This is a genomic window from Amycolatopsis sp. WQ 127309, from assembly GCF_023023025.1.
Lineage (GTDB): Bacteria > Actinomycetota > Actinomycetes > Mycobacteriales > Pseudonocardiaceae > Amycolatopsis.
Genome location: NZ_CP095481.1, coordinates 9,368,390 through 9,379,772, shown reverse-complemented (window position 1 = coordinate 9,379,772; position 11,383 = coordinate 9,368,390). Strand labels below are relative to the sequence as shown.

Genomic DNA, 11,383 nt, shown 5'->3' with positions numbered 1-11,383 from the left:
GCGATGAGCCACGCTTCGCTTACCGATGCGGCGGGGGGCGCGCCGGTATCCCGGCGCGCCCCCGTGCGAGGTCAGGCGGGTTCGCCGAACCACCGGCGCAGCGCGGCGTCCAGGCCCGCGGTGCCGCCGTCTTCCCGGGCCCAGGCGATGTGCCCGTCCGGCCGGATCAGGACGCCGGTCAGGGCGGGTTCGGTCTTCGCGGTGAGCACCCCGACCCGATCGGCCCACCCGCTCGCCGTCTCGCGCAGTTCGGCGGACTCGGCGAGGTCCAGCAGCAGCCCCCGGCCGTCCTGGAGGTGCTCGCCGAGGCGGGTGCCGTCGGCGAACGCGAAGTCGGGAGCGGCGCGGCCGGTGAGGTCGTGCTCGCCCTCGATCGGGTAGCGGTGCAGCACGCCGGAGAGCTTCTTGGCCAGGTAGGTCGCGCCGTCGCCGGTGTTCAGCAGGTCGGTGACGACGTGGCGCAGCGCCTGCGCCCGCGGGTCGGTGCGCATCAGCGCGATCTGCGCCCGCGTCCACTCGAGCACCCACTCACCGATCGGGTGCCGCTCGGTGGTGTAGCTGTCGAGCAGCCCGTCGGGTGCCGACCCGCGGATCGTCGCGGCCAGCTTCCAGCCGAGGTTGACCGCGTCGCCGACGCCGAGGTTGAGCCCCTGCCCGCCGAACGGCGAGTGCACGTGAGCCGCGTCGCCGGCCAGCAGGACCTGGCCGCGACGGTAGGTGCTCGCCTGGCGCGCGTTGTCGGTGAAGCGCGTCGCGGTGTGCACCTTCGTGACGCGAACGTCCACACCGGACACCCGTCGCAGGCTGTCTTCCAGCTCCTGCGCGGTGATCGGCGCGTCGCGGTCCTCGGGCGGCCCGTCGAACTCGACGGTCAGGATCCGGCCCGGCACCGGCCCGTGGACGTAGACGCCGTGGTCGGTGTGGTTCCAGCCGGTGCGGAGCGCGTCGGCGCCGGTCAGCTCGACCAGCGCCTGCCGCCCGGTGACGGCGGGGTCGGTGCCGGGGAAGTCGAACCCGGCCCCCTTGCGCACCAGGCTGCGGCCGCCGTCGCAGCCGACGAGCCAGCCCGCGCGGATCTCGTCGTCGCCGAGGTGGACGGTCACGCCGTCGTCGTCCGCCTCGAACCCGGTCACCGCGACGCCGCGGCGCACCTCGACGCCCAGGCCGGCGGCGCGCTCGGCGAGCAGCGCCTCGACCGCCTGCTGCCGGACGACGACCACCCCGGCCGCCGGGCCGACGTCGCGGAACGCCGGATCGTCGAAGTCGACCCCCGCCGAGCTCACCATGATCCCGGCGAAGTGCCCCACGGGCGGCACCGGCCTCGCGCCGCCGGCGCCGCGGCTCTTCAGGAACTCCTGCATCCGCGCGATGTCCTCCTGCACCAGCGCCTGGAGCGCGGGCAGCATGCCGCGGCGGTAGAACGCCTCGGCCGTCGGCAGGTTGATCGACCCCGCCTTGATCGTCTGGTCCGGTTCGGGCAGCCGTTCGGCGACGAGCACGTCGACGCCCGCCAGCCGCAGTTCGCAGGCGAGCATCAAGCCCACCGGTCCGCCCCCGGAGATCACCACATCCCTGTTCATGCTTTCGATGATGCCGACAAATTTGTACCGAGTCAAACTTTGTGCTCGGTCTATACTCTCGGTCCATGGCGGATCACGGACTGCGCGAGCGCAAGAAGCGGGCGACCCGGCAGCTCATCGCGGACATCGCGAGCGGCCTGTTCATCCAGCGCGGCTTCGAAGAGGTGACGGTCGCCGAGATCGCCGAGGCGGCCGGCGTCTCGAAGATGACGGTCTTCAACTACTTCCCGCGCAAGGAGGACCTGTTCCTCGACCGCCACGCCGACCGCATGGCCGACCTGGTCGCAGCGGTGCGCGCCCGGCCGTCGGGCACATCGGCGGCCGCCGCCTTGAGACATCACCAGCACGAACTGCTCGCAGCCGGCCACCCCCTGTCGGGCGCGATCCAGGGCGCGTCGGGCTTCTGGTGGGTCCTGCGCTCGAGCCCGGCGCTGATGACGAGGTTCCACGAGCAGGAGCGCGAGATCGCGGAAGCGCTGGCGGAGGTGCTGTCGGAGGAAACGGGCGAGCCCCTGCGAGCCCGCACGGTGGCAGCGCTGCTGACAACGGCGATCAGCACGATCTTCGCGAACGCGGTAAGCCGCCTGGTAGCGGGCGACGAGGAAGCCGAAGTCCGCCGCGACCAGGTGATGGTGATCGACCAGGCCTTCGACCTGGTGGAACACGGAGTAGGCGACTACCCGGGCTGAGTTTCTCTGCCGCCGCCATGCTGGAGCCTTTACCCGCCACACGGCCCACGACCCGCGCCGCCGCCATCGACCCGGCGGCGGTTGGCGAGCACACGGGGTCGAGCGCTCAAGCTGCGGCGGCACGGTTCACCCGGCTGTCCGGACCAAGCGATCGAGCCGCGCGCTCGACGGCGACGGGTGCGATCGGCGGCCGACCGAGCCCTGGCCCCGGTTGCCGCCCTCCGGTTGCCGTAGCGGCTCTGCCGCAATCGTGTTGGCCGCTCCGGTCAGTGTGTTGGCCGTCGCGGTCGGCATGGTGGCCGCTCTGGGCAGCCCGGCCACTCGCGAACGGCCAACACAGCGACCGAAGTGGCCAACGTGGCGACGGGAGTGGTCGACACAGCGACCGGAAGGGTCAACGTGGCAACCGGAATTCAGCGCAACGCGGCCCTCGCGCCCTTAGTGACCGCGTCCGCCACCGTGGCCAGGCCGGGTGAGTCGAGCTTCCACTGCTGCCAGTGCAGCGGGACGTCGAGTGGGCGGTCCGGCGCCAGGTCCACCAGTGCCTCGCCGCGTGGGGCCGCCTGGATCTCCGGCACCATGCCCCAGCCCAGGCCCGCCGCGACTGCGTCCACAAAGGACTCCGATGCCGGGATGTGGTGGCGTACCAGCGTGAAGTTCCGGCGGCGGGTCAATCCGCGGAGGAAGCGGTCCTGCAGGTCGTCCTTGCGGTCGAACACGATCACCGGGGCCGTCGGGAGCAGCTGGGGGAGCGGGCCGCCGGTCAGGCGGCGCTCGATGAACTCCGGGGACGCCATCGCGCGGTAGCGCATCCGGCCCAGCCGGCGGGACGTGCAGCCCTGCACCGGCTGCGGCGCCGCCGTGACCGCGGCCATCACCAGGCCCTCGCGCAGCAGCGCGGCCGTGTGGTCCTGGTCCTCGCGCTGGAGGTCGAAGCAGATCCCGAGGTTCTCGGGCACGTCGGCGAGCGCGGGCAGGAACCACGTGGCCAGGGAATCGGCGTTCACCGCGATCGTCAGCGTCCGCGTGCCCTCCTCGCCGAACCCCAGTTCGCCGAGCGCGTCCTGCTCCAGCTGGGCCAGCGACCGCGCGAACCGGACCACCACCTGGCCCGACTCGGTGAGCCGCACCGGTTTCGTCCGCAGCAGCAGGACGCGGCCGGTGCGCTGCTCCAGGGCCTTCACCCGCTGGCTCACCGCGGACGGCGTCACGTGCAGCACCGCCGCGGCGGCGTCGAAACTCTGCTCGTCGACGACGGCGAGCAGCGTCCTGACCTGGTCGAGCGGCAGATCCGACATCACGAGCGCTAATGTTACGTAAGAATCTTTAGCTGGAGTAATGCGGCCCTCGGCCCTTAACGTCGGCGACGTGCTCGCTCTCCTCCTGGCCGGGTTCGGCACCGGCCTGTCCCTCATCGTCGCGATCGGCTCCCAGAACGCCTTCCTGCTGCAGCAGGGGCTGCGCGGCGGCACCGTCGCGCCGCTGGTCGCCATCTGCGCGGTGTCCGACCTGGTCCTGATCGCCCTCGGGGTCAGCGGGATCGGCGTCGTCCTCGGCCGGTGGCCGACGGCGATCGGCGTGATCGCCGTCGGCGGTGGCCTGTTCCTGCTCGGGTACGGCGCCCTCGCCGCGCGACGGGCGTTCCGGCCGTCGGTGCTCAGTGTCGGCGACGGACGCACACCGCTGCGCAAGGCGGTCCTCGCGTGCCTCGGCTTCACCTGGCTCAACCCGCACGTGTACCTCGACACCGTGCTCCTGCTGGGCTCGGTCGCCGTCGCCCACGGCGACGGCCGCTGGCTGTTCGGCCTCGGGGCCTGCGTCGCGAGCGCCGTCTGGTTCAGCGCCCTGGGGTTCGGCGCCCGCCGCCTGGCCGGGGTGTTCGCCCGGCCGGCGGCGTGGCGGGTGCTGGACGTGCTCATCGCGGTGACGATGGCCGGTCTCGGTGTGTCGATGGTGCTCAGTCGCGTCTGATCATCCCGCGCCGATCACCACAGCTGGCCGCGGTCTTCGGCCGGTGGACGTTCCAGCTCCAGCAGGAACGCCTTGCGCTTCAGACCGCCCGCGTACCCGGTGAGCTTGCCGTTCTTGCCGACGACGCGGTGGCACGCCACCAGGATGCTCAGCGGGTTGCGCCCGACCGCCGCGCCGACCTCGTGCGGCAGCCCGCCGACGGCCTTCGCGAGGTCGCCGTAGGTGGCTGTCCCGCCGTACGGGACCTGGTCGATCGCGGCCCAGACGTCCCGCTGGAACTGGTCACCCTCGGCGCGCGTCGGGACGTCGAACTCCGTGCGCTGCCCGGCGAAGTACTCCTTCAGCTGCCGGGCGGCCTCCGGGAACGCCGTGTCGTCGCGCTCGCCGAACGCCGTGCGGTCCGGGCGCGTCCAGTGGTGCGGGAAGTACAGGCCGGTGACGACGGTGCCGTCGTCGTCGCCGACCAGAGTCAGCTCGCCGATCGGCGAGTCGATGATCGCGTGTTTCACCAGTTCTCCCAACTGCTGCCGTCCGCCCGCGTGCCACGCAGGCCGGGCAGCGGACTCTCTCCGACGGCGGCCGTGACCACCGTCCGATGTGGACTCCACGACGTCGACGCCGCCAGCCGCCGGGCCATCCCGGCCCAACCGGCCGGGGTCGCGCTGACGACCCAGACGTCCGGTTCGGGGGCCGCGAACCGCCGGGCTTGCCGCAGCCACGACGCCGCTGTTTCCGGCCACGTCACCGTCGCCAGGACCAGGCCGCCCCACGCCGCGGCGATTCGTGCGCCGTCGGCCCGCGACACGGCGTCGGCCGCCGTGCCGAGCACGATGTGCCGCGCCTGCCCCACGAGACGCAGCACCGCGTCGAGTTCCGCGTCGGTCATGTCGCGTCGTGGAACACGAGACCGAGCGTGTGCCGCTGCCCCGAGCGGACCGCCGACACGCCGTGGCGCACCGGTGCCGCCGACCAGCCGCGGGCCGAGCGGACCGGCCGGTCGCGCGTGGTGAACACCAGGCCGTGGCCCTGCGGGATGAGTGTCGCCGTGCCGCGGGACTGCGCCCGCGGCCGTTGCTCGACCAGCAGGAACTCGCCGCCGGTGTGGTCGGTGCCCGGCTCGTTGAGGTTGATCACGACCTGCAGCGGGAACACTTTGTCCCCGTAGAGGTCCCGGTGCAACGCGTTCCAGCCGCCCTCCTGGTAGCGCAACAGGATCGGTGTCGGCCGGGCCTGGCCCGCGTCGTGGCAGATCGCCAGCCACTCCTCGAGGGTGTCCGGCCACTCGGCGTCCCGGCCGAGCCGGGCGGCCCAGTCACGCGCGATCGGCAGCAGCCGCGGGTACAACGCCTGACGCAGCGCCCGAATCGGTTCCGGGAACGGCTCGGCGAAGTAGTGGTAGTCGCCGTGGTCCCCGAAGCGGTACCGCCGCAGGTTCACCGTCGCCCGGAAGTGCTCCGGCTCGCCCCAGAGCGCGACGAGCTGCGCGCATTCCGCGGGCGTGAGCAGCCGCGGCAGCAACGCGCAGCCGTAGTCGTCGACCTCGGTGGCCACCGAGGCCCAGTCGGCCGAGGCGACGCGCTTCTCGAAAGTGCTCATATCTTATAGACGCGCGGGCCGGGTGAAACGTGAGATCGGGTGATCGGCTGTTGTGCGCTTGGGTGCCACCGGTATCGCGGCACTGGTGGCCGCCGCGGGCGACGCCGGCTGCTGTTCTGCCTTACGCCGCCGTGGTGGCTGTTCCGGTCGCCACCGCGGCTGACGAGGCGGCCCGGGACCCCCCGATAGCCAACGCGGTGCGGGGAGCGGCCGACACCGCGATGAGTGTCGCGCATTCCGGAGGGGTGAGCAGCTGCGGCGGCAACGGGCAGCGGTAGTAGTCGATCTCGGTGGCCACCGAGGCCCAGCCGACCGAGGTGACGCGCTTCTCGAAGGTGCTCATATCTGGTAGGCGCGTGGGCCGGGTGAAACGTGAGGTCGGGTGATCGGCTGTTTTGCGCTTGGGGCGCCACCGGTATCGCGCCGACGGGGCGTCCGGTCGACACCCCGCAATAACCAACGCGGTGCCGGGAGCGGCCGACACCGCGACGAGCTTCGCGCATTCCGGAGGGCCGAGCAGCCGCGGCCGCGACGCGCAGCCGAAGTCGTCGGCCTCGGTGGCCACCGAGGCCGAGCCGGCCGAGGCGTTTGCACTTGGGCACTACCGGTCCTGGCGTGGTGCCCGGGTTTCGACGAGCGCGGGTCGCTACGATCGGGTTTCACTACGTCTCACCGCGGGCGATGCTGGCTGCTGTTCTGCCTTACGTCGCGTGATGGCTGTTCCGGTCGCCACCGCGGTCGCCACCGCGACGAGCTTCGCGCATTCCGGAGGGCTGAGCAGCAGCCGCAGCGGCAACGCGCAGCCGTAGTCGTCGACCTCGGTGGCCACCGAGGTCGAGTCGGCCGAGGTGACGCGTTCAGGGACGGAACTCGCAAGCTCAGACCGCGGCTTCCAGGTCGAGCAGGACCCGCTTGGCCTCCTCGCCGCCGGCGTACTGGCCGTACGAGCCGTCGGAGCGGACGACGCGGTGGCAGGGGACCACCACCGGCAGCGGGTTGCGGGCGCACGCCGTGCCCACCGCGCGGACCGCCTTCGGGCTGCCCGCGGCCGTGGCGACCTGGGCGTAGCTCTCGGTGTGGCCGTAGCCGATCTCGGGCAGGTGCTCCAGGACCGAGAGCCGGAACCCGTGGGCCAGCCGGAAGTCCAGGGCCACGTCGAAGGTTTGCCGGCCACCGGTGAAGTACTCGTCGAGCTGGCGGGTGACGGCGTCGAGACGGGCGGGGGCACGCAGGATCCGCGGGCTCACGATCTCGGCCAGCTCGGCCAGCACGGCGTCGTGGTCCTGGCGGTCGAAGGCCACCTTGACCAGACCCCGCTCGGTCGCGGCCAGCAGCAACGGGCCGACCGGGGAGTCGAGGGTGCGGTAGGCGAGGTCCAGCAGGCCCTCGCGCTCGGCGGCGGCGGACAGCCGCTCGTGCATGTGGTGCGGCACGACTTCGTAGCCCGCCCCGGGGTACGTCATGAAGATGTCACTCATGAGTGCGCTCCTTCCAAGCTCGCCGGATAGGTGACCCGCAGGGCCTTGACGCCGTCGGCGGCCGCCCGCCGGGCGGCGTCCGTGCTGCCCCCGATGATCTCCGCGATGTCGCGGTAGGGCAGCCCGGCCAGGTAGTGGTAGGCGACGGCGGCGCGCTGCTTATCCGGCAGCTTCGCCAGCGCGTTCCACAGGTCGCCGTCCCACTCCGCGGCACGGCCGGGCCGATCCGGGACGTCGCCGACCGGGACCGGGCCGCGCGCCTGGGCCCGGGTGACGTCGACGGCCTTGCGGTGCGCGATCGTGACGAGCCACGCCTGGACGTTGGCGTCAGGCGGCAGGTCCGGGTACGCCTTGAGCGCCGAGAGGAAGGTTTCCGACCAGGCGTCTTCGGCGTCCGCCGGCCCGAGCACGGCCCGGCAGACCCGGAGGACCATCGGCCCGTGCTCGGCCACGACTTGCTCGAACGGTTTCACGATCACACCTAGTAGACGCGCCGGACGCGGGAAACGTGAGACCCGATCTTGTCACGCGTACGGGTAGACCCAGTACCCGTCCCCGTCGAGGAGGTGGTTCGCGACGACGAACTGCCGGACGCTCGCCAGCAGCGCCTGGTAGTCCGTGTCCAGCACCGGCTGGACCGCGTAGGACGGCCCCCGCTCGACGCCCGGCGCAGGCAGCGTCGCGCCGTCGTAGGTGGTGTCGAACGGGTAGACCGCACACGTGTTGACCAGCCCGTCCGGCCGGTTCGCGTAACCCGGGCCCCAGCGCTGGGCGCAGGCCTGCTCGGCGGTCGCGCGATGGGCGGCCTGGGCCGCGGTGTCGTGGTGCAGCCGCGTGATCGGGTACGTCCGGCTCGCGCCGGTGCCCTGGTAGCCGGGGTTGCCCGGGACGAAGTGGCCCTGCCGGAGACCCGGGTAGGTGGTCGGGAAGCCGGTCATCGCGGTCCGGACCAGCGCGGCCGACGCCGGGAAGCCGGACGTCGCCGCGTTGTCCAGGACGTAGAGCGGCTGGAAGCCGAACGCGCAGTCGCTGCCGGCCGCGTACGCCGGGTCCAGCAGGCGGGCGACGTCGCAGCGGAGGTACGCGCTGTGCGCGCCGGTCACCAGCGTGGTGCGGCCGCCGGTGTCCTCGGCGACCAGGTGCCGCTCGCCGACGTACCAGGTGCGCTGCTCCGCCCGCACCGGCGGCGAGTCGGCGGGGGACGCGGGATCGGTGCCCTCCAAGGTGAACACACGCGTCTCGTCGGACTGCGCGCGCCAGTCGGCGACGCTCTTGAGCACCTGCGCGCTCGCGGTGTCGCAGTGCGCGGTGCCGGTGGTGTAGCGCGGTCCGCAGCTCATCGAGACGCCGAACTTCATCGCGTCGGTGACCACGCCGGACAGCGACCAGCCGACCATCCGCGTCGCGACTTCGAGGCGCCGTTGCGCGGGCAGCAGGTTGCTGGTCGAGATGACCCGGGCCCACGCCGCGCCGATGACGGCGCAGCCCGCTTCCGGGCAGGCGTAACGCTGGTAGGCCATGTCCGTGATGGTGCAGCCGGCGAACCGGTTCTTCGTCCAGTAGCCGTTCTTGATGTCCTTGCGGCACTCGTCGAACGTCACGGGCGCCGGGGTGTTCTGGTCGGGACCGGACAGCTGCCGGGGTGCTTCCGCGGCGGCCACCGGGATCGCGCGGAAGACGCCGACCGCCCGATCGGGTGCCGCGGAGGCGGTCGCCGAAATGCTCGAGAAAAGGATGGTGGCAATTCCCAGTGAACCGAAGAGCCGTGTTCTGAAAGGCATTACTCCCCCTTCCGCGGATCCGGGCTGCCACGCTAGCGCGGCCCGATCAGCGGGGTCACTCCGACGAAGGAGTGAACGGAAAGTGTTGCCTCACCAGCCACTCACACGATCGAGGCGGTTCCGCTCACGACGGTGGCACCGAGTTCCGCGGAATTGTGTACCCGCGGTGACAGTCCGGCCGCGGCGAAGATTTCCCCGGCGACCGGGGCCTGCCGCTCGCTCGATTCGATCAGCAGCACGCCGCCCGGAGCGAGCCAGCCCGGAGCGCCCGCGGCGACCCGGCGGGCGAGGTCGAGCCCGTCCGCGCCGCCGTCGAGCGCGGTCAGCGGTTCGTGCAGCCGCGCCTCCGGCGGCATGGTCGCGACGGCGTCCGACGGCACGTACGGCACGTTCGCCAGGAGCACGTCGACGCGGCCGCGCAGGGAATCCGGCAGGGCGTCGTAGAGGTCGCCCAGGTACACCGCGCCGGGCACGTTGACGCGGGCGCACTCGACGGCCGCCGGTTCGACGTCGGCCGCGTGCAGCTCACCGGGGGAGAGCAGCGAGGCGAACGCGGTCCCGAGCGCGCCGGACCCGCAGCACAGGTCGAGCACGACCGGGTCCGGCGGGGCCAGCGAGACGGCGACGTCGACCAGGAACTCCGTGCGGTGCCGCGGCACGAACACCCCGGGCGCCACGGTGATCCGCAGGCCGTGGAACTCCGCCCAGCCGAGCAGGTGCTCCAGCGGCAGGCCGGCGACCCGGCGTTCGACCAGCGACTCGAGCTCGGCGGACGTCGTCGCGGCGGCGAGGAGCAGGTCCGCTTCGTCCTCGGCGAACACGCACCCGGCGGCGCGCAGCTTCGAGACGACGTCGGCGTGGGAGGCGTGGGAGGTGTCGGGCACGGATCACCGTACCCGGGGATCAGGCCCGGACCTGCACCGCGTCGCCGACGCCGAGGCCGTCGAAGAACGCCGCCGAGTCGGCGTCGGACAGGTGCACGCAGCCGTGCGACGGCGCGTCCAGCGGCCCGGCGTGGAACGCGATGCCGCCGGCGGCGAAGAACACCGAGTTGGGCATGTTCGTCCCGTAGATGCTGCTGTGGTGGTCCCGGTCCTTCCAGACGACGTGGAACGACCCGGCCGGCGTCGCCTGGTCGGGCGGCCCGAACCCGGCCGGGACCGGGCCGCGCACCACCTGGCCGTCACGCAGCAGCCACGCCAGGTGCTGCGACAGGCTCACGCACGCGCCGGTCTTGACGTCGCACGGCGGCGCGGGCGGCGGTGCCGGAGTGGGTGTGGGGGTCGGCGTCGCCGACGTGGTCGGCGGGAGCGTCGACGGCTCCGCGATCAGGCTGGGCGTCGTCTCCCGCGGCGCGGCACAAGCCGCCGTGACCAGCAGGAACCCCAGGAGGGCCACCGCCCGCGTGCTGCGCATCCATCGTCTCCTCGTGTCGTGCGTCCGCAGTTCAGTACGTCCGAGCGGGCCGAAAGGTTGAGCCGGGCGTGCAACGGGCGTGTCCCTGCGTGCAGCGCGGCTACCGCGACGGGTACCCGGACGGTCAAGGTCGAACCATGACGAAGCTGAGCGCCGAGCAGATCGCCCGGCACGCCTACGACGCCGGGTTCCGCGGCCAGGGCCTGACCACCGCGGTCGCCGTCGCGCTGGCCGAGTCCGGCGGCCGCACGACCGCGCACAACGGCACCCCGCCGGACAACTCCTACGGCCTCTGGCAGATCAACATGCTGGGCGCGCTCGGCCCGGACCGGCGCCACCAGTACCACCTGAAGTCGAACGACGCGCTGTTCGACCCGGACACCAACGCCCGGGTCGCGAAGGACATCTCCGGCGACGGCAAGGACTTCACGCCCTGGTCGACGTACACGAACGGCGCCTACAAGGACCACCTGACCGCGGCGCGCAAGGCCGCCCAGGACGTCACGAAGCACCACGGCAAGCCGTCGCCCGGGAAGTCCGGGAGCACGCCGAGCGGTGCGCTCCGGGTCGACGACACCGTGCTGCACGCCTACGTCAAGCGCACCCACAGCGTCTCCGACGCCCTCGGCGGCGCGGCGGGGCACCTGGGCGACGTCCGCGACATCGCCGGGGACAGCTTCGGCAAGATCGGCAAGGAGTCCGGCTTCGCCGACGCGCTCGCCGGCTTCGGGCTGGCGCTGCAGAAGCAGGTCAAGGGCGTCGGCACGCACGCCACCGGGCTGGCCACCGCCGCGCAGAAGGCCGCCAAGTCCTACCGCGACCACGAGACGGCCACCGCCGCCGCCCTCGACGAACACGCCCGACGGAGCTGA

14 protein-coding genes are annotated in these 11,383 nt (G+C 72.5%); 3 read left to right on the top strand and 11 right to left on the bottom strand.

Annotation, left to right across the window (positions count from 1 at the left end; genetic code table 11):
• Positions 1-71 precede the first annotated feature (71 nt).
• The gene (locus tag MUY22_RS41375; protein WP_247052646.1) at positions 72-1,580 is read right to left on the bottom strand and encodes an FAD-dependent monooxygenase; all 1,509 of its coding nucleotides are present in this window, start codon (positions 1,578-1,580) and stop codon (positions 72-74) included.
• Between the two features lie 65 nt (positions 1,581-1,645).
• On the opposite strand from MUY22_RS41375, the gene MUY22_RS41370 reads away from it, so the two are divergent.
• A complete protein-coding gene (locus MUY22_RS41370; protein ID WP_247052644.1) occupies positions 1,646-2,269 on the top strand; it encodes a TetR/AcrR family transcriptional regulator in 624 nt (207 codons plus the stop codon).
• Between the two features lie 413 nt (positions 2,270-2,682).
• On the opposite strand, the gene MUY22_RS41365 is transcribed toward MUY22_RS41370, so the two are convergent.
• Positions 2,683-3,570 (bottom strand): LysR family transcriptional regulator ArgP, encoded by an 888-nt coding sequence (locus MUY22_RS41365; RefSeq protein WP_247052642.1) that lies wholly within the window; start codon positions 3,568-3,570, stop codon positions 2,683-2,685.
• 67 nt (positions 3,571-3,637) lie between these two features.
• Here MUY22_RS41365 and MUY22_RS41360 point away from each other — a divergent pair, with 67 nt between their 5' ends.
• Entirely contained in the window at positions 3,638-4,240 is a 603-nt protein-coding gene (locus MUY22_RS41360) for a LysE/ArgO family amino acid transporter (RefSeq protein ID WP_247052640.1), read from the top strand.
• 14 nt (positions 4,241-4,254) lie between these two features.
• Here the strand turns inward: MUY22_RS41360 and MUY22_RS41355 are convergent, their stop codons facing one another.
• From MUY22_RS41355 to MUY22_RS41315, 9 genes are all read right to left on the bottom strand, one after another.
• Positions 4,255-4,734, bottom strand: a complete 480-nt coding sequence (locus MUY22_RS41355; protein WP_371827709.1) for a methylated-DNA--[protein]-cysteine S-methyltransferase — start codon at positions 4,732-4,734, stop codon at positions 4,255-4,257.
• An 11-nt stretch (positions 4,735-4,745) separates the two neighbouring features.
• Positions 4,746-5,126, bottom strand: a complete 381-nt coding sequence (locus tag MUY22_RS41350; RefSeq protein ID WP_247052638.1) for a hypothetical protein — start codon at positions 5,124-5,126, stop codon at positions 4,746-4,748.
• Positions 5,123-5,836, bottom strand: coding sequence for a 2OG-Fe(II) oxygenase (locus MUY22_RS41345; RefSeq protein WP_247052636.1), 714 nt, complete (start codon positions 5,834-5,836; stop codon positions 5,123-5,125). The genes MUY22_RS41350 and MUY22_RS41345 overlap by 4 nt, the downstream gene beginning before the upstream one ends.
• 121 nt (positions 5,837-5,957) lie before the next feature.
• Positions 5,958-6,179: a hypothetical protein gene (locus MUY22_RS41340; protein WP_247052634.1), complete on the bottom strand. Its 222-nt coding sequence runs from the start codon at positions 6,177-6,179 to the stop codon at positions 5,958-5,960.
• A 535-nt stretch (positions 6,180-6,714) separates the two neighbouring features.
• The gene (locus tag MUY22_RS41335; RefSeq protein ID WP_247052632.1) at positions 6,715-7,314 is read right to left on the bottom strand and encodes a methylated-DNA--[protein]-cysteine S-methyltransferase; all 600 of its coding nucleotides are present in this window, start codon (positions 7,312-7,314) and stop codon (positions 6,715-6,717) included.
• Positions 7,311-7,793, bottom strand: coding sequence for an RNA polymerase sigma factor (locus tag MUY22_RS41330; RefSeq protein ID WP_247052631.1), 483 nt, complete (start codon positions 7,791-7,793; stop codon positions 7,311-7,313). The genes MUY22_RS41335 and MUY22_RS41330 overlap by 4 nt, the downstream gene beginning before the upstream one ends.
• Positions 7,794-7,838: 45 nt before the next feature.
• Complete coding sequence (locus tag MUY22_RS41325; RefSeq protein ID WP_247052630.1) at positions 7,839-9,095, bottom strand: transporter; 1,257 nt, start codon at positions 9,093-9,095, stop codon at positions 7,839-7,841.
• A gap of 101 nt (positions 9,096-9,196) precedes the next feature.
• Positions 9,197-9,979: a putative protein N(5)-glutamine methyltransferase gene (locus tag MUY22_RS41320; protein ID WP_247052629.1), complete on the bottom strand. Its 783-nt coding sequence runs from the start codon at positions 9,977-9,979 to the stop codon at positions 9,197-9,199.
• Positions 9,980-9,998: 19 nt separating this feature from the next.
• Positions 9,999-10,511, bottom strand: a complete 513-nt coding sequence (locus MUY22_RS41315; protein ID WP_247052628.1) for a L,D-transpeptidase — start codon at positions 10,509-10,511, stop codon at positions 9,999-10,001.
• Between the two features lie 137 nt (positions 10,512-10,648).
• On the opposite strand from MUY22_RS41315, the gene MUY22_RS41310 reads away from it, so the two are divergent.
• The gene (locus MUY22_RS41310) at positions 10,649-11,383 is read left to right on the top strand and encodes a transglycosylase SLT domain-containing protein (RefSeq protein ID WP_247052627.1); all 735 of its coding nucleotides are present in this window, start codon (positions 10,649-10,651) and stop codon (positions 11,381-11,383) included.